This is a genomic window from Shewanella sp. (assembly GCF_041630135.1).
Classification (GTDB): Bacteria; Pseudomonadota; Gammaproteobacteria; order Enterobacterales; family Shewanellaceae; genus Shewanella.
The window spans coordinates 1-26,248 of the sequence record NZ_JBFKLW010000010.1 but is presented as its reverse complement, the minus strand read 5'-3'; the positions used below and the strand labels follow the sequence as shown (position 1 = coordinate 26,248).

The window sequence follows — 26,248 nt, the reverse complement described above, 5'->3', positions numbered from 1 at the left end:
TCACTGAACTGAGAGACTATAAAAATGATCAAAGGAATTCTGACAACCGTTGCCCTGATTACTGTCGCTGCCACTCCACAAAATGTAAGTACTGCAACTGCAGGTGTGCCCAACATTCGTTATACCGAGACAGCTGGTGTACCCAATATCCGTTATACCGAGACAGCTGGTGTGCCCAACATTCGTTATACCGAGACAGCTGGTGTACCCAATATCCGTTACACCGAGACAGCTGGTGTACCCAATATCCGTTACACCGAGACAGCTGGTGTACCCAATATCCGTTACACCGAGACAGCTGGCGTACCCAATATCCGTTACACCGAGACAGCTGGCGTACCCAATATCCGTTACACCGAGACAGCTGGCGTACCCAACATACGCTACAGCGAAATACAAACTGCGGGTGTACCGAACATCCGTTACACCGAGACCGCTGGCGTGCCTAATATCCGCTACACCCAAACCGCTTAATTTTAGGCATATAAAGGGGAGATCAGGTTATGTTTGATTCAATCATGAAAGCACTGGGTCTGGCCAAGCAAGAACGTAAGAAGGTGAAACTGCCAAAAGGCATCACTGAGCTTCAGGTTGTGAACGCCAAGGGCTGGTGGAACTGAGTTTGCCATGACCAAAGATAAAGGGAGCCAATCGGCTCCCTTTATCGTTTAAGCAGTTATCAGCACCAATAGCCGTTACCAGACAATCGCCCTGCCCTGCGATCATTGAAGCGCTTGTGTGTGGAGAACAACGGATACCCTGCAGGTCCAATCAATGCGCCTACAAAGGCCCAACGCTTCACCGGCATTCCCTGGGAAAATGCCATCAGCCCCAAATACCAAGCAGAACCAATACTCATCAGCAGGATAAGTAACACCAACATCTATCACCTCAACCACTATCCGGGCGCATCCTGCACGTCATCTGTTTCAAATCAGCCGCTGAGTCTATCCGAATCCGCCAACGAAATCGAACATTATTCAGGCAACACCTTTCCGCGTGGCAAAAAAAAGCGGCATATTATTGCCGCTTTTTCACGCTAACCATGCTTATCAGTAAAACCTTTTCCCGTCGGCAGCCATGGACTTCAGCAGCTGCGTGGGTGCGAAACGGTCGCCGTATTTGGCTTGGTAGCCTTCGAGTAAACTCACCATTTTTGCGGCACCTAAGGTATCCATATAGCGGAAAGGTCCACCCAGGAACGGTGGGAAGCCGATACCGAAGATGGCGCCAATATCACCGTCACGGGGAGAGGCAATAATGCCTTCTTCAAGGCAGCGAACCGCCTCGTTGAGCATCTGCACCACGCAGCGCTCGGCAATCTCGCCCGCCTCTTTGGCATTGCCGGGCACCAAACCAAGCACGCCATACACACTCTCATCCACCTTCTTGCCTTTCTTGGCCGCTTTGCCGTAGAGGTAGAAGCCCTTGCCGTTCTTGCGGCCCTTGCGATCGTCTGCCATCAGCTTGTCGAAGGCGGCAGGTGCTTTAAAGCGCTTACCAAGCTCCTTCTCGAGAATGGGTGAAATCTTGGCGCCTACGTCAATGCCCACTTCATCGAGCAGTGTCATTGGGCCCACCGGGAAGCCAAACTTCACCAGCGCCTTATCCAGATGCTCAACAGGCTGGCCTTCCAGCAACAGCTGCGCCGCTTCGTTCATGTAAAGCGCCAGAATACGGTTTACATAGAAACCGGCGCAGTCCTTCACCACAATCGGTGTTTTGCCTTGCTTGCGGGCAAAGGCAACCGTGGTGGCAATGGTCTCAGGTGAGGTCTTCCCGTGGGCAATCACCTCCACCAGCGGCATTTTTTCCACCGGCGAGAAGTAATGCAGGCCTATCACGTTTTCCGGGCGACTTGCCGCCTCAGCAATTTGAGTGATCGGCAGGGATGAGGTGTTTGATGCAAAAATAGTGTGCTCGCCACACTCCTTTTCGATATCACGCACCATTTGATGCTTAAGGTTCAAATCTTCGAACACCGCCTCAACCACGATATCGGCATCTTTAACACCACGATACTCCGTAGTCGTGGTCATCAGCGCCATTAACTTGTCGCGCTGGGCCGGGGTCATGTGACGACGCTTAACGCCTTTGTCCAGCAGTTTATAGGCATAGCCCAGTGCATTGGACAGCCCTTTCTCGCTGATATCTTTAACCCGCACCGGCACCTTGGCTTTGGTAGTGGTAACAGATGCAATACCGCCGCCCATCAAACCACCACCCAGCACCACGGCTTTGGCGACCTTGCGGGGCTTTGTTTCTCCTGCACCGGTTTCTTTTTTCATTTCGGTAGTGGCAAAGAAAATAGACCGCAGTGCCGCCGACTCGGGTGTTGCGACAAGCGTACCAAAGTGCGCCGCCTCAACTTCGAGGCCTTTATCCATGCCACTGGCCATGCCTTCACGAACACAGTCGATAATTTTGAATGGTGCCGGGTAGTTACCCTGGGTTTTCTTCATCACCTGCTTGCTGGCCTGATCGAACATGATGTTGCGGCCAACGGGGGTGCCTTCCAGCAGCTTGGTCACCAGCGAGGTCTTTTGCGGTTTACGGGTCTTTTTACCGGCTGCAGCCATCTTAATCGCAGTTTCCAGCAAAATAGACTCAGGCACTACATCATCTACCAAGCCCATTTTGATCGCCTGTTTGGGGCGTACCTGCTTACCGGTCAGCATCAAATCGAGCGCTTTGGCGATACCCACAAGACGAGGCAAGCGCTGAGTACCACCGCCACCCGGCAGCAAACCCAGTTGTACCTCAGGCACACCCAGCATGGTTTTACTGCTGTCGCTGCACACCCGCTGATGACAGGCCAGTGCCAGCTCAAGGCCGCCGCCAAGGCAGGCGCCGTGGATAGCAGCAACGACGGGAATAGACAGGCCTTCAAGCTCGGCAAACACATGGTGGCCCTGACGGGACAGGAGCCTGGCATCTTCGGCTGTTTCGCAGGCATCCAACATGGAAATATCGGCACCAGCCACAAAAGAGTCGGCTTTACCCGAAATAACGACCAACCCCTTTATGCTGCCATCTGCTTTGATCTCCTGCAAAATAGCGGTGATTTCAGGGGCAAATTGCGCTTTTAAGGTATTCATGGTTTCGCCCGGCACGTCCATGGTCAGCAGGGCAATGCCGTCGTCACGGCGAGTCAGGTTAAAGGTCTTTTCCATTGTCCGTTACTCCACTTCCAAAATCATTGCCGCGCCCAGACCACCGGCCGCACAGGCCGTGGTGAGTCCTACCCCGCCACCGCGACGCTTGAGCTCGTTACACATCTGAGTGATCAGGCGCGCACCGGTGGCAGCAAAGGGGTGTCCGTAAGCCAGTGAGCCACCCAGCACGTTAAAGCGGGTCATATCAATGTCACCGATAGCGCGGCTTTGACCGAGTTTCTCTGCAGCAAACTTTTTGGAAGCAAACATTTTCACATTGGCCAGCGCCTGGGCAGCAAAGGCTTCGTGCATTTCAATCAAGGTCAAGTCTTCAAGCTGCATACCGGCACGCTTAAGCGCCATTGGCGTAGCATAGGATGGCCCCATCAGCATGTCTTCCCACACATCGATTGCTGAGAAGGCGTAGCTCTTGATGTAACCAATAGGGTTATAACCCAGGGCTTTGGCCTTGCCTTCACTCATCAGCAAAATCGCAGAGGCCCCATCCGTCAGTGGCGTACTGTTGGCGGCGGTTACGGTACCGTGCTTGCGGTCAAATACCGGACGCAACTTGGCATAAGAATCAAGCTCAGAATTGGCGCGGATATTATTGTCCTGCTCAATAAAACTATTGAATGGCGGTACATGGGCAACCATGACTTCGTCTCGCAGTACACCGGAAGCCCAGGTTTGTGCGGCAAGGGAGTGTGAGCGGTGCGCAAGAGCATCCTGATCGGCACGACTGATGCCATGGGTCTTGGCCATTTGCTCGGCGGTTTGGCCCATGGAAAGCCCGGTAGAGTATTCAGCAACTGCAGGGGGGACTGGCAGCAGATCTTTAAGCCCCAATCGACGGAAAATCGCCAGTTTCTGACCAAAGGTTCTAGCCTTTGTCAAATCAACAAGCGCATGAGCCAGCTTTTTGGAAACACCAATTGGCAGCACAGAAGAGGAATCAGAACCACCGGCGATACCCACTTCTATATTGCCGGTCATAATGCTCTCGGCAACATTCACAGTGGATTGAAAACTGGTGGCACAGGCGCGGGTCACACTATAGGCATCGGTGGCGATGTCCATACCGGTACCCAATACAATTTCACGGGCGATGTTGGGGGCGGCTGGCATTTGCACTACCTGACCGTAGACCAGTTGTTCCACCAGCTTGGGATCAAGCTCACTACGGCTTAATAGCTCGTTAACCACCATCTTGCCCATATCCAGCGCTGACACACCATGGAAAGCAGTCGCCTGCTTGGCAAAAGGGGTACGAAGGCCCGCTACAATGGCGATGCGTTCGCCACGGGCATTGGTTACCTGCTGTCTGTCACTCATTTGTCACCCTCTTTATTATCCGCGACGGGCCTGAATCCCGTGCTACTCATTTCCTTGCTGACCTGAACCGCAAATAACAGGTCTGACCATTAAAGTGTGACCTGATTCTAACTTCTTGTCACCGGGTTTTAAACACATGTTTGCATTTTTACCTCTAGCCAAAATAGTCGGGAATTTTTTACCATAGGGAATGTCTCAAGCTAATCAATATAATAAATCGGGTAGCACTATGCCTTTGAGCCGATTCCAAGCCTTAAGGAAATACCTCAACACCCTGATCATCGGTCAGCCGGTGCTCACGGAAAATCTGCTGATAGCCCTTGTGGCCAATGGTCACCTATTAGTGGAAGGCCCCCCGGGTCTTGCTAAAACACGTGCGGTTAAGGCACTTTGCGACGGGGTTGAAGGCGACTTCCACCGCATTCAGTTCACTCCAGACCTGTTACCGGCTGACTTAACCGGGACTGATATCTACAGAGCACAAACCGGCACTTTTGAATTTGAGTCTGGCCCGGTTTTTCATAACCTGATTCTGGCAGACGAAATAAACCGTGCGCCTGCCAAGGTGCAGTCGGCGCTGCTTGAAGCCATGGCCGAAGGCCAGGTCACCGTAGGCAAAAAAAGCTACAAGCTGCCCAAATTCTTTTTGGTGATGGCAACTCAAAACCCGCTCGAGAACGAAGGGACCTACCCTCTGCCTGAAGCGCAGCTCGACCGCTTTTTGATGCACCTGAATCTGGATTACCCGGATGCCGATACCGAGCGGCAAATTCTCAAACTGTCGCGCAATGAAGCGCTCAGCGGTGAACTGCCACAGATCACCCCCATTGCCCAGGCGGATATTTTCGAAGCCCGCACCGAGGCGCTGGAGCTGTATCTGGCCGAGCCACTGGAGCACTATATAGTGGATTTGGTGATGGCAACCCGTCAGGGTCACAAATACAGTGAGGAACTTGGCAATTGGCTCGACTATGGCGTCAGTCCACGAGCCAGTCAGGCGCTGGAGCGCTGCGCCAGAGCCCGTGCCTGGCTGGATGGTCGCGACTTTGTTTCGCCGGAAGACATTCAGGCTGTTGCCCCCAATGTGCTGCGTCATCGCTTGCTGCTAAGCTTCCGTGCACAGGCGGAAGGGATCTGCGCCGATGATGTGATTGAGCATATACTCACCCAGGTTGCCGTGCCTTGATGAAGCGTCAAACCTCACCCTGGTCCCACGCTGGCGCCCAAACGATCGATATGCCGCTGTTTGCCGATGGTGTGCACCTGGATACGCCTGAACTGCTGGCCTGTCAGGAACTGGCCCGGGCACTGCCCGATGTCCGCAGTCAGGCTCAGGCCAACATGTCAGGTCTGCGTAGCAGCAAGATCAAGGGGCGTGGCATGGAGTTTGCCGAAGTTCGCCAATATCAAAAAGGTGATGATGTCCGCACTATTGATTGGCGGGTAACCGCCCGCACCGGCAAGACCCATACAAAGCTGTTTGTCGAAGAGCGGGAACGCCCGGTCATTTTGCTGCTGGATTTGAGTCACAGCCTGTATTTTGGCTCCACCTTAATGCTGCAGGCGGTTCAGCTTTGTCACCTTGCAGCAACGCTTGGATGGCGAGCGGCAAATCACGGTGACAGAATTGGTGCACTGATCGCCAGTGAGTATGAGCATCTTGAGCTTAAGCCCAAAAGCCGTAAGGCCGGCATGCTGACGCTTATCAGCGCCCTGACCAAGGCACATGCTCACCAGTTGACCCACTTTGGTCAGGCCCCCAGAGAACCGGAACACCTGCTGCGGGCCTGTCAACGTCTTGCCCGTATTGCCAAACCCGGCTCCCTTATCTGGATTTTATCTGACGGCGCGGGCTTTAACGATGCCTGTCTCGGTCCACTGCTCGACCTGAAACGCCACTGTGAACTGGGGGCTTTTCTTATCAGCGACCCGCTGCGTCAGGGCGAGATCCCGCTGCCAGCCAATGTTAACCTTCCGGTGCGGGAATCCGGTATCGAAAGGGTACTGGACAGGCGCAGCTATGATATCTGGCTTGCGAAGCAGCAGGCTCAAACGGCCCAATTTAGTCGCTTGATGTCCCGACTGGATATCAATCTCAACACTGTAAGTGCTGGCATGCCACTGACACAACAATTGGAAAAACTGCGTTAAATGCCATGGATAAGTCCCCCGCACATCAGGCCAATCCCATGTTGGCTCAAATGAAAGACATAATGTTGCCACCGGAAGTGCCGGCCTGGCCACCTGCCCCGTGGGTGTGGGCAGCACTAATAATAACGTTGGTTTTTTTAGCCATTGTTATTTGGCTATGGCGAAAGCGAAGAGCAAAGATAAAAAGCTGGCTGGCACCAAGAGATGAAGCAATGACGCTGCTGTGTAACCTATCTCCTGCTTCCGGGAAGTTTGCAATCGAACTGAGTGCCCTGCTCAAGCGCGCCTCTCTGAGCTACTTTCCCCGTTCAGAGGTGGCGTCACTGACAGGCGAGGCCTGGATTCAGTTTTTAAATCAACGGCTGCCTGAGAAAGCTCAAGGAAATTTCACTATTTTGTCCACATTTGCCTATACATCCAAACCCTTGGCACCTAACGACGCCATCGAATTGAAGGCGCTTGCAATCGAGTGGCTCACCCACCTGCCCCGAGCCGTGAAGCACAAACTGCCGACAGGTACACCGGATGACAGCGGCAAATCTGTCGGCAATTTGAATTCGGGGGCGCTCTGACATGCTCTCCCTGATGCTGCCGTGGATTTTAGTGTTGTTGCCGTTACCGCTCCTTATTCGCACGGCCAAAAAGCGCAATCTGTCAGGCCATTTACACCTGCCGGGCAGCAGTGAACTCTCGCCGGCCACCAGCCAAGGCATCAAGAGTTCAAAACCTTGGCCCCTTTATCTGATGTGGGCTGCGCTACTGATGGCAGTCGCACGGCCTCAATGGCTGGGCGACCCTATTGAATTACCCAGCGAAGGCAGGGACTTAATGGTGGCAGTGGACCTTTCCGGCTCGATGGAATTTCCCGATATGGAGCTGGCCGGACGTAATATTGACCGATTTTCGCTGGTACAAAAAGTCGTGGGTGACTTTATCGAACGACGTGCCGGCGACCGACTCGGCTTAATCCTGTTTGCCGATCATGCCTATCTTCAGTCACCGCTGACCCAGGACAGACGTTCAGTCGCAACCTTCTTAAGGGAGGCGCGGGTTGGCCTGGTAGGCCGCCAAACCGCCATCGGCGAAGCCATTGCGCTTGCTGTAAAACGTTTTGAAAATCTTGAGGAAAGTAACAGGGTTCTGATCCTGCTTACCGATGGAACAAACAATGCTGGCAACATAGAACCTGACGCAGCGGCCGCCATCGCGGCCGAGCGAAAAGTGACCATCTATACCATTGGGGTAGGAGCAGATGTTGCTTCACGCAGAGCGCTTAGCCGCGACAGAAGTAACGCTTCCGTTGACTTGGATGAGGCTCAACTCAAGCGCATTGCCCAATTAACTCATGGCCAATATTTCCGTGCCAGAAACAGCAATGAGCTCGAAAGCATCTATCAGGAAATTGACAAGTTACAACCCATCGCCCGCGATGTACAAACTTACCGACCCCAAAAAGAGCTTTTTTACTATCCGCTGGCATTGGCGTTATTGTTGAGTCTGTTAGCGTCTTCGTCTGCAGCAGGTCTGTTACCAACACGGCAAATCCATCGGGAGGAAAAATGATCCACTTTATTCGTCCCGAGTGGCTGCTGGCCCTGTTGCCCCTGGCGTTGTTTTTCTATTTCCTGTGGCGCCAGCAAGCTGCCTCCTCAGCTTGGGACGGCTATATAGCACCCCATTTGGTTAGCCTGTTGATGACATCGAGCAGCAACCATAATGGGCGCAAAGGACTGTTCCTTTTAGGAGGCAGCTGGCTGATTGCCACCGTTGCGCTGGCGGGACCTGCCATCAACAAAGAGCCCATTCCGGTGTTCAGTGCGGGCAGCGGCCGTGTGTTAGTCATGGATATGTCAGTATCCATGTACGCCACAGATATGGTTCCCAACAGGTTAACCCAAGCCAAATTTCGGGCGACTGACCTTATCAACGCGCTGCCCGACGGGGATACAGGTTTGGTTGCCTATGCGGGCGACGCCTTTGTCATCAGCCCCCTGACAAGGGACAAGGCTACATTATTGAATCTGCTGCCGTCATTAAGCCCCGAAATTATGCCGCTGCTGGGCTCATCTCCGGCAGAAGGCGTAAGCCTTGCCAGAGACTTACTGATCAACGGCGGCCATCCCGCTGGCGACATAATACTGATGACCGACGGCCTGGATGAGGTCGATGCGGCTGATGTCCGCCGAGCGCTTAAAGACAGTAAACTGCGTCTCACCGTTTATGGATTTGGTACCGCTCAGGGCGCCCCCATGAAACTGCCCGATGGCAAGCTGGTCAGAGGTAATGATGATGAGTTGGTGATACCAAGGTTGGATGCCGCCATCCTGACCAGACTTGCCACCGACGAGCGTGGCGTTTGGGTTCCTTCTACCCTGGATGGCAGTGATATCAACCATTTGGTGAATTGGCTCGACCGGGAGGGCAACGCCACAGAAACAGAACTCAGTGGTGACAGCTGGCAGGATTTGGGACCCTATATCGCACTGTTACTGCTGGTACCGGCTTTACTTAGCTTCCGTAACGGTATCATCGGCGCACTGCTGCTGTGTACACTACTGCCCGCACTGCCACCAACAGCCGAGGCCAGCATTTGGCAAACCCATGACCAAAGCGCCATGGAAGCCTTCAAAGAAGGCAACTTCAAAGATGCGGCAAATGGCTTTGAGCGACCTGACTGGAAGGCCGCAGCCGATTACCGCGCCGGTAACTATGAGGCTGCCCTTGAGGGCTTTAACAAAGACCAATCTGCCACCGGACTCTACAACCAGGCTAATGCACTGATGCAACTTGGCAAATTTGAAGACGCTGCAAAACGCTACGCCGAGGCCCAGAAAAAAGACCCGGATCTTGCTGCTGCCAAACATAATCAAGCACTGGCTGAAGCCCTTGCCGAGCAGCAAAAGCAACAGCAGCAGAATGGCAACAGTGACAATCAGCGCGGCAAAGAAAAAAACGAACAACAGTCCCAGAACCAAAATCAGGAACAAAATCAGTCTGGCGAGCAAAATCAGGGTGAACAGAGCCAGCAAAGCAGTGCCGACCAGCAAGACTCATCTCAGGCGGATAATCAGCCCGGCGATAGCCAATCCTCCAAGGCGCAGCAGAACGGTCAACAAGCCAGTGACGATGCCAAACAGCAATCAGACGCTGAAGACCCATCAACCGAATCGGCTAATTCCGGCGCAGATGAGGCCACTGACACCCCAGCCGAGCAGGATGCGCCAATGAATGCTGATGCAGCTCAAGCTGCAGAGCAACAGGACATACAACATCAGCCCCGGCAGGCACCCGATCAGGGACAGGAAGCCAGACACTCGGCCAAGGCGAACGACAACCAGCAAGATGCCCAAAGCGCTTCGCAGGGTGACAAACAGCACGATGTCAAGGAAGAGCAGGCCGAGGTGGCCGTTGTCGACCCCAATATTGCGGAGTCTGACTTACCACCGGAGATGAAGCGTGCCTTAAAAGCGGTGAACGACGACCCTTCGGTACTGCTTCGTAATAAGATGCAACTGGAATATCAGATCCGCCGTGCCCGTGGCGATCACAGAAAGGAAAAAGAAAAGTGGTAAAACAGCTAATAACAGGCCTTTTTCTGTTGATGTTGAGCAACTGCAGCTGGGCGCTGAGTCGCCTGGATGCCTCTGTCGACAAAAACCCTGTGGGGCGTGAAGAAAGTTTTGTGTTAACGGTGGTAGCAGACGATGAAGTCGAATCCAGCCGTCTGAACACCTCTGCACTGATGAGAAATTTTCTTGTGGGGCGCACCAGCTTGAATCGCTCGACTCGCATCATCAATTTCGACAGCCATAAAGAAACCCGCTGGCAAATTTTACTTACCCCAAGAAATACCGGCGCCCTCCAAATTCCGGCCTTTACCATTGATGGAGTGTCGTCGGCCCCCATCACGTTAACGGTAAGCGATCAGGAAAATGTTGACCGTACCTCCAGCACCCTTTTTGTATCCTCAGAACTGCTCCACTCACAGGTATATTTGGGGCAAATGGCGCTCTACAAAGTCAAATTATACCTTGCTGTGGATCTTCAGCGTGGCGAGTTATCTGTACCCAATATCGAAGGCGGTCGGGTAAAACAACTGGGTGAAGACAAGGAGTTGTTGGAAATAGTCGAAGGCCGCAGATATAGAGTGATAGAACGTGTCTACGGTATCACGGCGGATAAGCCCGGCCGGCTGGCGATTACCCCCCCGGTATTTGAAGGAGACGCTCTGGTACCGGCCCGTGGCAATGGTGGCATGTTCAGCTTCAATGAAAGTCGTCCGGTACAAGCGACAGGTAAAGAGCAATTCCTGGTCGTAAAAGACAAACCTGAAAGCTGGCAGGGCAACTGGTTTGTTGCCGATTTAGTGGCGCTCAAAGAAGAGTTTCCGGAAGATATAGAAGAATTTGCCCTTGGCACCCCCATAACCCGTACCATTACCCTATTGGCATCCAACGCCGATGATACTGGCTTGCCATCTCTGACCAGTCAGCTGCCGGCTGAACTGAAAAGCTACCCGGAAAAGCCGGAAGTGAAAACCTTCCTGCGGGATGAACAGCTTGTGGTGCAACTGAGACTCACCGAGGCCATAGTCCCCAGTGAAATAGGTACCTTTGAGCTGCCGGCAATTGAAGTGCCATGGTGGAATCCACACTTGGCCAAACGGGAACTGGCAATAATCCCGGCACGTACCATTAGAGTAACAGGGGTAATGCCACAGACCTTGCCGCCCATGCCCGCCATCCAAAATGGGATGCAAACCAGTTCCGGTTACTGGCCCTGGATTGCCGCCTTTTTTGCACTGGGCTGGCTGCTTACCGCCGTTGCCTGGTTTTCCAGTCGCAGGTGTCAGATGCAAGACAATGAAACAGTATCCGCCCCCGCCCATTCAGCAGCCAAACTGGCACTGGTTCAAGCCTGCTCCGCGGGTGATGGTAAGGCCATGTTGAATATGACCCAGGCATATCTTTCAGCTCAAACCGGCGACAACATTACGCTGGAAAGAGCCAAAGCCTTGTCACCGCAACTGGCTGCGGCACTTGATGACATTCAACAGGCTCTGTACAGCAAACACAGCGGCAGCATCGACGGTGCACCCTTGCTAACGGCGCTGAACACGCTGCCGCTACCAGCCAAAGCGGATAGCATCACTGCACTCAAACCCTTAAATCCTTAGTAGGTTTTACCAACGCGCCATTGCGTGATTGCCTGAAATCCGCAATGCTACACTGAAAAATGCCAGGCCGTTCAAGCAAACCTTAAAGAGGTTCAGCACACGGCCCCGGCGTCAGGCCTCCCGCCCGGGAGGCTCGCTATTGGACTGGGGATAAAAATGTTTTCCACAATGCGAAAGAAATTCGCACCCGAGTCGGTCAATTCTGACATGCTGAATAAACAACGACGATACGACAGCCTGGTCAGGGCTCTGCATGCCGATGTGTACCGCTACGCCTACTGGCTGTGCGGCGACAAACATGTGGCCGAAGATATCACGCAGGAAACCTTTTTGCGTGCCTGGAAGGCATTGGATTCCCTGAAGGATGATAAGGCTGCCAAGGCGTGGCTTATCACCATTCTGCGCCGCGAAAACGCCCGTCGATTCGAGAGAAAGCAGTTTGATTACAGTGATATAGAGCAGGATGCACTGGAAGATGCCATCAGCCAGAGCAGTGAAGATGAGACGGAGCATTATTGGCTGAGACGGCAAATCGCCAAACTGGAGCCGGAATACCGCGAACCTTTGGTGCTGCAGGTGATTGGTGGATTCAGTGGTGATGAGATTGCCGAGCTGCTCGAACTGAACCGTAATACCGTGATGACGCGCCTCTTTAGAGCCAGAAACCAGCTTAAAGAAGCGCTCGAACAACCAGAATTCCGAGGTCAATCAAATGGATGAACTTGAGTTTCGCCGCCGAGCCTATGGCGAGCCCCAGAGTCAGGATCCTGATTTTTTGAAGGCCATTGGAGAAGCCGAAGGCCGTGACACCTTTGTCAATGAACTGAAAAGTCTCGACCGGCGCCTTGAGAAAGTCATGAAAGTAGATGTACCCGAGGAACTGGCCGATAAGTTGCTGCTGCGTCAACAACTGGTGCAACACCACCAAAGCCGCAGGCGCACGACCTTTTTAATTGCCTTGGCCGCCTCCATTGCCTTTGCCTTTGGCCTGAGCTTCAGTTTTCTTCGCCTGGGGCCGGTGGATTTAGGCGAGCATGCCCTCGCCCATGTTTACCATGAAGCCAAGGCATTAAAGAGTGAAGCCAATGTTGCACTAGGGGATCTCAATGCCAGTCTGGTGAGCATCCGCGGCCTTGAGCAGGCCCACTTCAACAGCACTCCAGGCCGGGTTGTATACAAGGCTTATTGTGACTTCCAGGGCGTACCCAGTCTGCATCTGGTGCTGGAAGGCGCTGAAGGCAAGGTTACCCTGTTTATAGTGCCGCTTGAACAGCGGATGCAACTCGATGAACAGTTTGCCGACAATCACTATCATGGGCTTGGCTTTAAAACCGAAGAAGCCTTTATGTTGCTGGTCGGTGAACAGGCCTCTGCAGTGCAAGCGGCTGAAAAAGCAATTCGGCAAAGCTTTATATAACTTCCCCTACGTCAGCTAACCTGACCGGCCCTCATTGTTGGGCACTGGTCAGATTAGCATCTCTGTTTTAGCCCCAATTGGGATCCCGCGCAAACTTCTGATAGCATGCTTTCACCAAGCCGGCTTCTTCATGAATCAAGCTGACGTAAAGCCTGCCAGCCTTATTGTCTTCGGGTTGGGACAACATAATTCAAATAAAAACTGACGGTTAACACAGCATGAGCATAGACACTCCGATTCTGGTCACTTTTGTGGGCTATCTGGTTCTGATGATGGGGATAGGTTTCTGGGCCTACAGGGCCACCGACTCCCTTGATGATTATATTCTGGGCGGCCGTAAAATGGGCCCCGGGGTTACAGCGTTGAGCGTTGGCGCATCCGATATGTCCGGCTGGTTACTGCTGGGCCTGCCTGGCGCCGTTTATCTGGGCGGACTGGGTGAAGCCTGGATAGGTATTGGTCTGGTATTCGGCGCCTGGCTGAACTGGTTGTTTGTCGCCAAGCGACTGCGTATCTACACCCAATTCGCCGATAACGCCCTGACGCTGCCAGATTTTTTCGAAAAACGTTTTCACGATAAAGCCGGTGTACTGCGTTTTGTCTCCGCCCTGACCATTCTGGTGTTCTTTACCTTTTATGCCTCCTCCGGCATGGTAGGCGGCGCTATTTTGTTTGAAAAGGTATTCGGTCTCGATTACACCGCAGCGCTGGTGATTGGTTCAGCCATTATCGTCGGTTATACCTTTATAGGCGGTTTTTTTGCGGTAAGCTGGACCGATTTTTTCCAGGGTTGCCTGATGCTGATCGCCCTGCTGATTGTACCCATGGCAATTTTTACCAACACAGGCAGCCATGCCAGCATAGACTCCCTGCCCCCTGAAATGCTGTCGCTAATCAGTGAAAATACCACCCTGCTCGGCGTGATTTCACTGATGGCCTGGGGTCTTGGCTACTTCGGTCAGCCACACATTCTGTCTCGCTTTATGGCAATTGAACGCCCGGAGCATCTGCCGGTTTCCCGTCGTATTGCCATGAGCTGGATGATAGTGTCACTGCTTGGCGCACTGGCCACAGGCCTTGCAGGCAGCCTGTATTTTGCCAACGAACCGCTGCAAAACGCCGAAACCGTATTTATTCATCTGGCACAAGTGGCCTTTAATCCCTGGATTGCCGGTCTGCTGATAGCCGCCATTCTTTCAGCCATCATGAGCACCATCGATTCCCAGTTGCTGGTGTGTTCAAGCGTGGTCACTGAGGACTTTTACCGTAAACTGCGCCCCAAGGCCAATGACAAGGAACTGATGCTGGTTGGCCGTTTTGGCGTATTGGCAATTGCCGTTATTGCAGGAGTGGTGGCGCTCGATCGCGAAAGCAGCGTGCTTGGTCTGGTAAGCTATGCCTGGGCGGGCTTTGGTGCCGCCTTTGGGCCAGTAGTACTGCTGTCGCTGTTCTGGCGTAATTACAGCAAGACCGGCGCCATCGCGACAATCATTACCGGCGCTTTGACAGTGGTAGTATGGAAGCAATTAAGTGGGGGTCTTTTTGACCTTTATGAAATACTGCCTGGCTTTCTGTTTGCCACCATTGCCGGTGTACTCCTGAGTAAAATGACAAAGGTGGATGAACAAGTCGCCGCTGCCTTTGACGGCTATACAAAGCAGCTGTAAATGCCAGCGCCCTGTTCCTGAGTCATCAAAACTGCAAAAAGCGTACACATGTACGCTTTTTTAATGTCTGAAAACTGCAACCTTTTGTATCCTGCAAAACCGGTAAAGACCCGCATCAATCCAAACGGCCGCCATTGAAAAATTTGCCGCAAGCCCACGCCAACTGGCCAGTACAGTCACAGGGGTAAACGCGGAAGCAGTTCAAAACTGCATTGCCTCACAAACTAAATTAACTGATTTTTAACAGTTTTTAACTAAAGCAAAAGCTCTGGTCGGACTTGTTGTGGTACAGTCATACTCCTAAGATGCCATGCTAATTTCTACCGACAGGCCACTTTGCCTTCGGCATGACCACAAAAAGAGAAGAGACGATGAAGTACTTCAACAAGACACTGCTTGCCGCCGCCGTTGCCTTGGCCAGCACCCAGACCATGGCTGCCGGTTTCCAGCTTAACAGCCATTCAGCTACAGGTGTTGGCCGTGCCTTCGCCGGTGATGCCGTTATTGCCGACAACGCCTCCGTATTGTCACGCAACCCAGCTGCCATGGCGCTGTTTGACAGTACCGCGCTTTCATTCGGCGTCACCTATGCCGATATCGATGTCACGGTAAAAGATGTTTGCCTGAGCGACGCTCCTGTATGTTTCGGCTCTGAAGATGCTGCTGCCGAAGCCAAAATCATCCCCAATTTCTACTACATCAATCCTGTCAACGATAAATGGGCCTTTGGTGTGGCGGCATTCTCCAACTTTGGCACCGGCACCGATGCAGGGGCTCTGGCCAACAATGCGGTGACCATTCCCGGCATAGGCACCATCCCTGCACCGGTTGATTTGCTGGGCAATACCGAAGTGGTGACCATGAACCTGAACGCCAGTCTGTCCTACCGTGTGAACGACCAGCTGAGCCTGGGTGCCGGTATCGACCTGATTTACGGTAAAGGTAAACTCACCCGTGAAGGCGCTTTGCCTGTACCGGGCGTTGGCATGACCAACATCAACCTGGTAAACGTGGATGCCGACGGCTGGGCCCTGGGCGGCATTGTAGGCGCAGTGTACGAGTTCAATGCCGACAACCGTATCGGTATGAGCTATCGTTTCAGCCCTGAATTTAAAGCCAGCGGCGACATCAGCCAGTTCGTGCGTCAGGCTGGCGCTGCTGCCAACTTCGATGAGATAGTTATCCCGCTGCCGGATATCTTCCAGATCGCCGGTTTCCATCAGCTGACCGAGAAGTTTGCCGTGCACTACACTGCCCAGTTCACCAGCTGGGGCGACTTCAAGGAAATCACCCTCGAAGATGGCCATTTAGGCGATACTGCAATCCCCTCCAGTCAGCTCAAGCATTATGCCTGGGATGATTCCTGGCTGTTCAGTGTAGGCGGTACTTATCAGCTGTCTGATACCTGGACTCTGCGTGGCGGTGTTATGCACGATAAAGGGGTCGTGGGCGAAATCAGCTCAATTTCCATCCCTGATTCAGACCGTAACTGGTACACCCTGGGTGCCAGCTACACCCTGAGCCACAACTCCACCATCGACTTCGGCGTTGCCTTCATTCGCGGTGAAGATGTTGAAGTACTGGAGCAAAGTGCCATCTACCCAAAAGAGCTCACTAACGGCCTGGTCGTGGCACATACCCGCTCCAATGCCACTTATTACTCTATGCAGTACTCTTATAAGTTCTGATAGCTGCACAAAAAACAGCCGCGCTTGTCGCGGCTTTTTTGTATCCATCGCCAGTGTCGCCTACCCTTAATTCAGGCAAACAGTGCCAAAAAAGGGGATAACACATGGCAAAGGTGATTGGATTGGGGGGCGTATTCTTTAAAAGCCCAAACCCGCAGGCGCTGGCAGAATGGTACAAAATTCATCTCGGGCTGCCAGTGGAGCATTGGGGGGGCTGCGCCTTTCGCGCCACCGAATTGCCAAAGAGCAGTTACAGTGTCTGGAGTCCCTTCGACGAATCCAGCGATTACTTTGCCCCATCCAAGCACGACTTTATGTTTAATCTGGTGGTAGATGATCTCGAAGGTGTGCTGACTCAGGCTGCTGCCGGTGGCGCTACAGTGCTGCCGCAACGGGAAGACACCGAATTCGGCCGCTTTGGTTGGTTTATCGACCCCGACGGCAACAAGGTGGAGCTCTGGCAAATGAAAGCAGCCAGCTGAATACATGTTCTCTGCGGATGCAACTTCACAATATTTCACGTATTCTTGGGTAAATTCTGTAATGACCGCAGGAAGTTACCTATGGAGAGAAATCTATCTCTGCCAGCCCTGCTGCTGGGCGTCTCTGTGGCGGCTGGCCTCGGGTTTCTTGGCATCAGCATCAAGGATACCGCCCAAAACCTGAAAGCAATGGAACGCACAGTCAGCGTCAAAGGCCTGGCCGAGCAGGAAGTAATGGCCAACATTGCCATTTGGCCCATTCGTTTCACAGAAGTGGACAACGAACTGCCACGGCTGTACGACACTGTAGAGACCAAAACCAATAAGGTGGTCGCCTTTCTTAAAAATCAGGGCTTTGGCGATGATGAAATCACCCTTTCCCTACCTGCCATTGAAGACAGAACCGCCCAGGGCTACAGCGATCCGAACCTGAAATTCCGCTACGCCGCCAAGGTAACAGTCTCACTGTACACAACCAAGGTTTCAGCCCTGCTGGAAGCCCGTAAGCAAATCGCTTCACTCGCCCGGGACGGCATAGCCATTGGTGGCAACGAGTACGAAAGCCGGCCCGAATTTCTTTACACTGAACTTAATGCCGTCAAGCCCGCCATGGTGCAGGAAGCCACCCAAAATGCCCGTGAAGTGGCCGAAAAGTTTGCCAAAGATTCAAGCTCCAGCCTCGGCAAAATCAAAACTGCCAGCCAGGGGCAGTTTATTATTTCGGACCGCGACAGCAATTCACCGCAAATTAAAAAAGTGCGGGTGGTCAGCACTGTGACCTATTATTTAACTGACTGATTTTCCGACGAGGGAAGCTGAGAGCTTCCCTTTGTTTTTATTACCATGATCACGCTCTATGAAATTTTTCTAATGAAATGATTGCCGAGCCCTGAACTTTTCATTAGAATTTTCTCATGAAACTTTTGGGAGCTTTGTTATGACCTCATTCAAACTGCTCATGGGCGCTTCTCTTTTTGCCCTGAGTCTGGGCGCCACGGCAGGCCAAACCTTCAAGGTACAGCACACAGATGAAGAGCAGCTGCTGACACTGGATGCCCTGATAGAACCGGTCAAGGCCGCCACCGTCTCTGCCCAGACCTCCGGCCGCATCGTGCAGATTCATTTTGATGTCAATGATGCAGTGCCTGCAGGTGCGGCACTGCTGGAGATCACCAGCAAAGAACAGGGGGCTTCACTTGCCGCCGCGGAAGCCGATTATGCCCGCGCCATTGCCGTAAACACCGAGGCGCAGGCTACATTAAAGCGTTTCCAGGATCTGTTCCCCAAGGGTGCCATATCCAAAGGCAACCTGGATGAAGCCATCGCCCGCGCCAAAAGCAGCGAACAGGCCGTTACTGCCGCCAATGCGGCCATTGTGCGTGCCCGCGAGTCATTGAGCTACACCACAGTGTACGCCCCCTTTGCCGGCGTTCTCACCGGGCGTCACATCGAGCTGGGGGAAACCGTTAACCCCGGTCAGCCACTGCTGTCAGGATTTGATACCGAGCATATGCGTGCCGTGATGCAGGTGCCCGGCCGTTATCTTGATGGCCTCAGAGCCAACCCCAAAGTGAGTGTCACCCTGGCCGATGGTCGCACCCTGGATTCAGATGCACTGACCATCTTCAGTTTCGCTTCACCGCAGAGTCACAGTTATCAGGTACGCATCGACTTACCCCAAGGCACCCAAGTACAGCCAGGCAGCTGGGCCAAGGCCAGCTTTGTACAGGGTAAACGCCCCATGTTGCTGATCCCCGCTTCGGCGTTGGTTAAGCGCGGCGAACTGAGTGCCGTTTACCTGATGCACGGCGACAAACCAGTGCTGACCCAGGTGCGTACCGGCAAGGTTCAGGGTGACAGAGTCTCTATTCTCTCTGGCCTCAGCGATGGCGACATCATTGCCATTGATGGCTATGCCGTTAACGCCCACTGATGTTGAGGATGAGCCATGACTGACTCAAACAAAGCTGCACTCGGGATCTCGGGCCGTATTGCCAGCGCCTTTCAGGCCAGTGCCATCACCCCTCTGCTGGCGCTGCTGGCACTGCTGCTTGGCCTGTTTGCGATAATGATCACCCCAAAGGAAGAAGAGCCACAAATTGATGTGACCTTCGCCGACGTCTTTATCCCCTTCCCCGGTGCCACTCCGGCGGAGGTGGAGCATTTGGTGACCCTGCCTGCCGAGCAGGTTATTTCTGAAATCAAAGGCATAGATACCCTTTACTCGTTTTCGCAGCCAGATGGTGCCCTTATCATTGCCATCTTTGAGGTTGGGGTAAAACGCAATGACGCCATTGTGGCGCTCTACAATCAGATTTATTCCAACCTCGACAAGCTACCCAGCAACGCTGGCGTTGGTGAGCCATTAATCAAGCCCCGCGGTATTGATGACGTGCCCATTGTCAGCTTGACCCTTTGGTCAGAGTCTCCCCAGACAACACCGGAACAACTGACTCATGTTGCCCGTGGGCTGGAAACCGAGCTTAAGCGCATTCCCGGCACCCGCGAGATCTACACCCTCGGACAACATGAGTTGGTTCTCAATGTACGCATTGATCCGGCCGCCCTGTCGGCCTATAGCCTGAGTTATGCCGATATCAATCAGGCGCTGATGGGCAACAATCAGATTTCCATGCCCATGCCTCTGGTGCAGGACAATCAGGAAATCAAGGTGCAGACCGGCCAGTTCCTGCGCAGTGTCGATGATGTGCGCGATCTGGTGGTAGCGGTACGCACCGGCGCCAACGGCCACAGTGAGCCGGTTTATCTGGCGGACTTGGCCGAAGTAAGTCTGAAGAGTGACCTGCCCCGCGCTCAGGTACAACACGTCAACAAAAACGGCAGCTATCCCGCAGTGACCATTGCCATTGGTAAACAAAGTGGTATGAACGCGGTGGATATTGCCGATGATGTAATTGCACGCCTGGCGGTGCTGGAAAACACCCTGCTGCCTGCAGATGTGCATGCCACAGTGTCGCGCAACTACGGTGAAACCGCCGCAGACAAGTCAAATACACTGATTTTTAAACTGATGTTTGCAACCGCCGCAGTGGTGGTACTGGTACTCTTTACCATGGGCATGCGTGAAGCCATGGTGGTTGGCATTGCCATTATCATCACCCTGGCACTGACCCTGTTTGCCAGCTGGGCCTGGGGCTTTACCTTAAACCGGGTGTCGCTGTTCGCACTTATCTTCTCCATCGGCATTCTGGTTGATGATGCCATTGTGGTGGTGGAAAACATTCACCGCCATATGGCCATGGGCAAAACGTCCATGAAAGAGCTTATTCCCGTGGCCGTGGATGAAGTAGGCGGCCCGACCATTCTTGCCACCTTTACTGTTATCGCCGCCCTGCTGCCGATGGCCTTTGTATCCGGCCTGATGGGGCCTTACATGAGCCCGATTCCAATCAACGCCAGCATGGGCATGTTGATTTCGCTGGCAGTAGCCTTTGTACTCACCCCCTGGCTGAGTCGCAAGCTGCTTAAACCCCATGAGCCACATACGGAGTCAGCCAGTAATGCCGGCCCTCATGGCGGAGAAGATCCGCGCATGGTGCGCCTGTTCACCCGCCTGATAGGCCCCTTCCTTGGCGGTGATAAAGGCCGAAAAGCACGCCTAAGTCTTGGGCTCGGTATCGTTGGCCTTATTATGGTGGCTGTTGCGCTTCCTGTACTGCAGGCTGTCGTACTTAAGATGTTGCCCTTTGACAACAAATCCGAGTTCCAGGTGATAGTAGATATGCCGGAAGGCACTACTTTCGAAGAAAACCTCAAACTACTGCATGCGCTGGCCGATGAATTAGCCACCGTGGAAGAAGTACAACACATGCAGCTCTATGCCGGCACGGCGGCACCAATGAACTTTAATGGTCTGGTGCGTCACTACTTCCTGCGCTCAAGCCCCGAGCTTGGCGATATTCAGGTAAATCTGGTGGATAAGCAGCACCGTAGCCGCGACAGTCACAGTATTGCCCTGGCAGTGCGCTGGCCGCTGCAGGAAATTGGTCGCCACTTCAACGCCAATATCAAAGTAGTAGAAGTGCCACCCGGACCACCAGTCTGGTCTCCGATTGTTGCCGAAGTATATGGCCCCAACGATGCTCTGCGGCAGGAGGCTGCGCGTAAGGTACTGGGAGTATTTGAAACCACCGAAGATGTTGTCGATATGGACATATTCCTGCCTGCAACACAACAAAAATGGCAGGTTGTCATCGATCGCAGCAAGGCCGCACTCCTCGGTGTGCCCTATGGCTCGATTGTGGATCTTGTGGCTACCTCAGTGGGTGGAAAGGATGTGAGCGTGCTCCACATGGACAACCGCTCCCGCCCTGTGCCTATCCGGTTACAGCTTGAAGAGGCCAGTAAGCTGGATCTGGATGCCATTCTGGGCATGACTCTGCCCGGCTACCGCGCACAGGTGGCGATATCTGAACTTGTGAGCATCCGTAAAGGGCTGATAGATGCGCCCATTATCCATAAAAATCTCATCCCCATGGTGATGGTGGTGGCGGACATGGCTGGCCCGCTGGACAGCCCGCTGTATGGCATGTTCGAGATGGCAGGAACCATCAGCGACAGCGACGACATGGGCTATACCCAGCACTATGTGAATCAACCATCTGGGCTGACTGACGTGGCGGTGCTGTGGGATGGTGAATGGAAAATCACCTACGAGACCTTCCGCGATATGGGCATTGCGTACGCGGTGGGGATGATAGCCATTTACCTGCTGGTAGTAGCGCAGTTTCGCTCCTATCTGGTGCCGCTCATCATCATGGCGCCCATTCCGCTGACCGTGATAGGGGTAATGCCCGGCCATGCTCTGCTGGGGGCACAGTTCACCGCCACCTCCATGATTGGCATGATTGCCCTGGCGGGGATTATTGTCCGCAACTCGATTTTGTTGGTCGACTTTATTAATCAGGAAGTTGACCGCGGTGTGCCCTTTGCTCAGGCGGTTATCCATTCGGGTGCGGTGCGGGCCAAACCCATCATGCTGACAGCGCTTGCCGCCATGATTGGTGCGCTGTTTATTCTGGACGATCCTATCTTCAACGGCTTAGCCATCAGTTTGATTTTTGGGATCTTTATTTCAACCATTTTGACTCTGGTCGTCATCCCCGTGCTCTATTATGCCTTTATGAGACACGGGCATGAGACTCATTAACCCACCGTAATAGGGAGAAAAGGTATGTCACTCGAACGCTCAATAATGGCCTTTGCTGGCTTTATGGTACTGCTGTCACTGGCACTGACCGCCTTGGTACATCATAATTTTGTCTGGCTAACCGTGTTTGTCGGGGCTAATCTGTTCCAAAGCGCCTTCACCGGATTTTGTCCCGCTGCCATGCTGATGCGCAAAATGGGCATAAAATCGGAAGCAGAGCTTTGTAAACTGAAACAGTAGGTTTATAAAACCAATATAATAATCAAGGAGATACCGTGAACAAACTGGCCAAAGTCTGGCATATAGCTCTGCTGACTGTCACCCTGCTTTTTGCTGCCAACCCTGTGTTTGCCGACGATAAAGATCCCAAAGCAGCTTGGGAGCTTATCAAGCAGGGGGCCATGGTGGTGGATGTACGAACGCCAGAAGAATTTGCTGAAGGTCATATCGAAGGAGCCATCAATATTCCCTTCGAGCAGATCAACTCAGAATTTGCTGCACTCGGTATCAGCAAAGACACTAAGGTTGTTCTCTATTGCCGCAGTGGCCGTAGAAGTGGTATTGCCAACGATGCATTGATTGCTGCGGGGTATAACCATACGTATAACGGTGGTGGTTATCAGGCCCTTATCTCAACAGGAAAACAGGCCGTCAAAACCAACTGACTGATAAATGATGATATTTAAGGCACCTTATTGGTGCCTTTTTGTTATATATCCGCGTTTGAACGCAGTTTGGGAAACAGTACATAAATCTGCAGAGTCTCAAAAGATCAATTTCCGATACTTTATTGGCATGCGATCCAGTAAAACGATGCTTATAATACAATAACAAATATGTTATTCCCAATTGGAATAAATAGCCACAATCAATATCAAAATCAACCACTTAAAATAAATCGGACTTTTAAGGGAACAACGCGGTAACCTGTTCAGCAATCCATGCAAATGAATGCAAATTCACAACCCACCTTTTAAATCAATGACTTGAGCCATTATCACGCATATTTAGTCGAATAATATCGCCTGAACAGTCAGTTACTACAACACGGCATTCCGTTTACATTTAATTTACAACTGCATCACAGGTAGATACATTCACTGCCGGAAATGGAAAATTTTCGCAGTTATACCGAATGGAAGCCCAATAACAACTATATGTTCTGCCTCTTGCAACACGGAAGACGAGTATGACAAGCAAAAACACAAAAACTTTCGCCCTGGGTTTATCAACCCTGGCACTGGCTATTTCTGCCGGTGTCCACGCAGCACCTGCCAACGGTATCTTTGCCGATGGTGAACACTCACCTCTGCCTAAGCGTTATGTTGTTAAATTTAAAAACAACGCCGCAGCCGAACTGTTCAGTGCACAGGACAGCATCAACAGCATGCAGTACCAGCCACGTACCCATGAAGTATTTGGTCATCACCGTGCTCTGAATGCCGCCAGCGCAAAAGAAATGAAGCGTATTGGTCGCAGCAACGCCTACTCTGTCAAACTGGACAATCAGGGCATCAAGGCCCTGCGTGCGCGCGCTGACGTTGAATTTGTAGAAGAAGACATGCCACGTCGCCTGCTGTCTGAAACCACTCCATGGGGCCAAACCTTTGTTGGTGCTACCCAGCTGGCCGATAATCTGAGCGGTAACCGTACCGTCTGTATTATCGACTCAGGCTATGATCGCAGCCACCCTGATTTGTCCGGCAACAATGTGACCGGAACCAACAACTCTGGCACTGGCAACTGGTTTGAGCCAGGCAATAACAACGCCCACGGTACTCACGTAGCTGGCACCATTGCCGCTATTGCCAACGGTGAAGGCGTAGTGGGTGTATTGCCTAACCGCAATGCCAACATCCACGTAATCAAGGTATTCAACGAATCAGGCTGGGGTTATTCATCCAGTTTGGTCAGCGCCGTTGACACCTGCGTATCCAACGGTGCCAACGTGGTCTCCATGTCTCTGGGTGGCGCGGGCTCAAGCACCACTGAGCGCAACGCCCTTGCAGCTCACTATAACAACGGCGTACTGCTGATTGCTGCTGCCGGTAACGACGGTGACAACACCCACAGCTACCCAGCCTCTTACGACAGCGTAGTGTCGGTAGCTGCAGTGGACAGCACCAAGCAGCACGCTGCATTTTCTCAGTACACCAATCAGGTGGAAGTGTCCGGTCCGGGCGAAGCCATTCTGTCTACCGTTACTCGCGGCGAAGGCCGTCTGGCTGACATCGTAGTCGGTGGCCAGTCTTACTTCAATAATGGCGTTGTACCTCATAACCGTCTGGTGAAGTCAGGTACCAGCTATGCTCCTGCCCCAATTAATGGCACTGTAACCGCCACTCTGGCAGAGTGTAGCGTGTCTGGCACCACCTTTAACTGCGGCAACATGGCCGGTAAGGTGTGTCTGGTAGAGCGTGTTGGCAACCAGGGTTCAAGCTACCCTGAAATCAACGCGGCCAAGGCCTGTCAAAACGCCGGTGCCTCAGCCACCATCGTATACTCAAACACCGCACTGCCAGGTCTGCAGAACCCATTCGTAGTGGATACCAACAGTGAACTGACCAAGGTGTCTGTATCAGTTGACCGTGCAACAGGCCTTGCCCTGCGCAGCCGCATTGGCTCTTCTGTAACCGTATCCAACAATGGCGGTCAGGACTACGAGTACTACAATGGTACCTCCATGGCGACCCCACACGTGTCCGGCGTTGCCACTCTGGTGTGGAGCTATCACCCAGAATGTAGCGCGGCTCAGGTACGTGCGGCCCTGCGCGCAACAGCTGAAGATCTGGACGTTGCCGGTCGTGATGACAGAACCGGTTACGGCTTGGTTAACTCCGTAGCTGCCAAAGAATATCTGGATGCCTCCTGTGACGGCCCAACCAATGGTGGTGGCGGTAACGGTGGTTCTGATGCCCAGATGACCAATGGCGTTGCCAAGTCCAATCTGGCCGGCACCAAGGGTGATGAACTGCACTTCTACATCGACGTGCCAGCAGGTGCTACCAACCTTAACTTCGCTATGAGCGGTGGCAGCGGTGATGCTGACCTGTACGTTCAGTACGGTGCAGCCCCAACCACCGGCAGCTACGACTGCCGTCCTTGGAAAGGTGGCAACACCGAGTCTTGCCCGATTGCCAATGCACAGGCAGGTACCTACTATGCCATGGTGCAGGGTTACAGTGATTTCAGTGGTGTTAACCTGGTTGCCAGCTACACTGATAACGGCACTGGCACCGGTGGTGGTACCACAGGTCCTGTGAGCTACACCAACACTGATAACTACAGCATTCCAGACAACAACACCGCCGGCATCACCAGCTCTATCAATGTGAGCCGCACCGGTGATTCAGGTACTGTCACTGTTGAAGTGAACATTGTTCACACCTACATCGGTGATTTGAAGGTGGAACTGATTGCCCCTAATGGCCAGGTTGCCGTGCTGCATAGCAACACAGGTTCAGGCACCGACAACATCAACAAGACCTACACAGTGAACACCTCAGGTATCGAGTCTAAAGGTACCTGGAAACTGAAAGCAGTTGACAGCGCCCGCCGTGACACTGGCTACATTGATTCATGGAAACTGTCTTTCCAGTAATCCAGTAAGCCACAACAAAAAGGAGCCATATGGCTCCTTTTTATTTTTTTAGCTGGATAACAAAGCTAACGCAGCTGCCACTGCTTCAACAGTTGTGGCTGCAAACTCAAATCCAACCGACCATTGGAGATAAGCAGTCCCCCTTCCTCATCAATGGTCACGGCAAGGTGCATACCCCGCTCAACAAAAGGCAAAGTTGCATCAAGTTGTTGATTGCTAAAGGCCAGCACCTGAAGATGGCCGATACGCTCATACTTACCCTGATGCTGCTTCCACCAACCAGTCAAATCCTGACCGCCATAGGCACACACCAACACCTTATCAGCACGGTGACTGGCGCGCTTAATGCGCTTCTCATCCGCAAGCCCAAATTCAACCCACAGGCGGTACTGGCCATCGAGTCCCG

Annotated in this window: 22 protein-coding genes; 19 read left to right on the top strand and 3 right to left on the bottom strand. The window is 52.9% G+C overall.

The annotated features are described in order from the left end of the window. Positions 1–24 precede the first annotated feature (24 nt). Together ABYK60_RS04370 and ABYK60_RS04365 are read left to right on the top strand one after the other, a co-directional pair. Entirely contained in the window at positions 25–474 is a 450-nt protein-coding gene (locus tag ABYK60_RS04370) for a hypothetical protein (RefSeq protein WP_372870711.1), read from the top strand. 266 nt (positions 475–740) lie between these two features. Next, positions 741–1,043: a hypothetical protein gene (locus tag ABYK60_RS04365; protein WP_372870710.1), complete on the top strand. Its 303-nt coding sequence runs from the start codon at positions 741–743 to the stop codon at positions 1,041–1,043. Between the two features lie 9 nt (positions 1,044–1,052). Here ABYK60_RS04365 and fadJ read toward each other — a convergent pair whose 3' ends face one another. Both fadJ and fadI read right to left on the bottom strand, forming a co-directional pair. Beyond that, positions 1,053–3,173, bottom strand: a complete 2,121-nt coding sequence (gene fadJ, locus ABYK60_RS04360) for a fatty acid oxidation complex subunit alpha FadJ (RefSeq protein ID WP_372870709.1) — start codon at positions 3,171–3,173, stop codon at positions 1,053–1,055. Positions 3,174–3,179: 6 nt separating this feature from the next. Continuing rightward, a complete protein-coding gene (fadI, locus tag ABYK60_RS04355; protein ID WP_372870708.1) occupies positions 3,180–4,490 on the bottom strand; it encodes an acetyl-CoA C-acyltransferase FadI in 1,311 nt (436 codons plus the stop codon). A 229-nt stretch (positions 4,491–4,719) separates the two neighbouring features. Between fadI and ABYK60_RS04350 the strand changes: the two genes are divergently transcribed. The 17 genes from ABYK60_RS04350 to ABYK60_RS04270 all read left to right on the top strand — a co-directional run bounded on the left by ABYK60_RS04350 (position 4,720) and on the right by ABYK60_RS04270 (position 25,842). After that, positions 4,720–5,676, top strand: coding sequence for an AAA family ATPase (locus ABYK60_RS04350; protein WP_372870707.1), 957 nt, complete (start codon positions 4,720–4,722; stop codon positions 5,674–5,676). Continuing rightward, positions 5,676–6,641, top strand: coding sequence for a DUF58 domain-containing protein (locus tag ABYK60_RS04345; protein WP_372870706.1), 966 nt, complete (start codon positions 5,676–5,678; stop codon positions 6,639–6,641). Before ABYK60_RS04350 ends, ABYK60_RS04345 begins: the two co-directional genes overlap by 1 nt. Positions 6,642–6,679: 38 nt before the next feature. Continuing rightward, positions 6,680–7,213, top strand: a complete 534-nt coding sequence (locus tag ABYK60_RS04340; protein WP_372870705.1) for a DUF4381 domain-containing protein — start codon at positions 6,680–6,682, stop codon at positions 7,211–7,213. Between the two features lies 1 nt (position 7,214). Then, positions 7,215–8,204 carry a VWA domain-containing protein gene (locus ABYK60_RS04335; RefSeq protein ID WP_372870704.1) on the top strand — a complete coding sequence of 330 codons (990 nt, stop codon included), beginning with the start codon at positions 7,215–7,217 and terminating at the stop codon, positions 8,202–8,204. After that, positions 8,201–10,213 (top strand): VWA domain-containing protein, encoded by a 2,013-nt coding sequence (locus ABYK60_RS04330; protein ID WP_372870703.1) that lies wholly within the window; start codon positions 8,201–8,203, stop codon positions 10,211–10,213. Before ABYK60_RS04335 ends, ABYK60_RS04330 begins: the two co-directional genes overlap by 4 nt. 29 nt (positions 10,214–10,242) lie before the next feature. Further along, a complete protein-coding gene (locus ABYK60_RS04325; protein ID WP_372870702.1) occupies positions 10,243–11,817 on the top strand; it encodes a BatD family protein in 1,575 nt (524 codons plus the stop codon). Positions 11,818–11,973: 156 nt separating this feature from the next. After that, positions 11,974–12,537 (top strand): sigma-70 family RNA polymerase sigma factor, encoded by a 564-nt coding sequence (locus ABYK60_RS04320; protein ID WP_372870701.1) that lies wholly within the window; start codon positions 11,974–11,976, stop codon positions 12,535–12,537. Next, positions 12,530–13,234, top strand: coding sequence for a DUF3379 domain-containing protein (locus tag ABYK60_RS04315; protein WP_372870700.1), 705 nt, complete (start codon positions 12,530–12,532; stop codon positions 13,232–13,234). The genes ABYK60_RS04320 and ABYK60_RS04315 overlap by 8 nt, the downstream gene beginning before the upstream one ends. A 218-nt stretch (positions 13,235–13,452) precedes the next feature. Next, entirely contained in the window at positions 13,453–14,901 is a 1,449-nt protein-coding gene (putP, locus tag ABYK60_RS04310; protein ID WP_372870699.1) for a sodium/proline symporter PutP, read from the top strand. A 371-nt stretch (positions 14,902–15,272) separates the two neighbouring features. Next, complete coding sequence (locus tag ABYK60_RS04305; RefSeq protein WP_372870698.1) at positions 15,273–16,589, top strand: OmpP1/FadL family transporter; 1,317 nt, start codon at positions 15,273–15,275, stop codon at positions 16,587–16,589. A 104-nt stretch (positions 16,590–16,693) separates the two neighbouring features. Further along, complete coding sequence (locus ABYK60_RS04300; protein ID WP_372870697.1) at positions 16,694–17,071, top strand: VOC family protein; 378 nt, start codon at positions 16,694–16,696, stop codon at positions 17,069–17,071. An 81-nt stretch (positions 17,072–17,152) separates the two neighbouring features. After that, positions 17,153–17,869, top strand: coding sequence for an SIMPL domain-containing protein (locus ABYK60_RS04295; RefSeq protein ID WP_372870696.1), 717 nt, complete (start codon positions 17,153–17,155; stop codon positions 17,867–17,869). Between the two features lie 139 nt (positions 17,870–18,008). Continuing rightward, positions 18,009–19,004, top strand: coding sequence for an efflux RND transporter periplasmic adaptor subunit (locus tag ABYK60_RS04290; protein ID WP_372870695.1), 996 nt, complete (start codon positions 18,009–18,011; stop codon positions 19,002–19,004). 15 nt (positions 19,005–19,019) lie between these two features. Further along, complete coding sequence (locus ABYK60_RS04285) at positions 19,020–22,241, top strand: efflux RND transporter permease subunit (protein WP_372870694.1); 3,222 nt, start codon at positions 19,020–19,022, stop codon at positions 22,239–22,241. 24 nt (positions 22,242–22,265) lie between these two features. Then, positions 22,266–22,481, top strand: coding sequence for a DUF2892 domain-containing protein (locus ABYK60_RS04280; protein WP_372870693.1), 216 nt, complete (start codon positions 22,266–22,268; stop codon positions 22,479–22,481). A gap of 35 nt (positions 22,482–22,516) precedes the next feature. Continuing rightward, positions 22,517–22,906 carry a rhodanese-like domain-containing protein gene (locus ABYK60_RS04275; RefSeq protein ID WP_372870692.1) on the top strand — a complete coding sequence of 130 codons (390 nt, stop codon included), beginning with the start codon at positions 22,517–22,519 and terminating at the stop codon, positions 22,904–22,906. 524 nt (positions 22,907–23,430) lie between these two features. Beyond that, complete coding sequence (locus tag ABYK60_RS04270; protein WP_372870691.1) at positions 23,431–25,842, top strand: S8 family serine peptidase; 2,412 nt, start codon at positions 23,431–23,433, stop codon at positions 25,840–25,842. 65 nt (positions 25,843–25,907) lie between these two features. On the opposite strand, the gene ABYK60_RS04265 is transcribed toward ABYK60_RS04270, so the two are convergent. Then, positions 25,908–26,248 (bottom strand): YaeQ family protein (locus ABYK60_RS04265; RefSeq protein ID WP_372870690.1); only part of this gene is annotated, 341 nt, incomplete at its 5' end.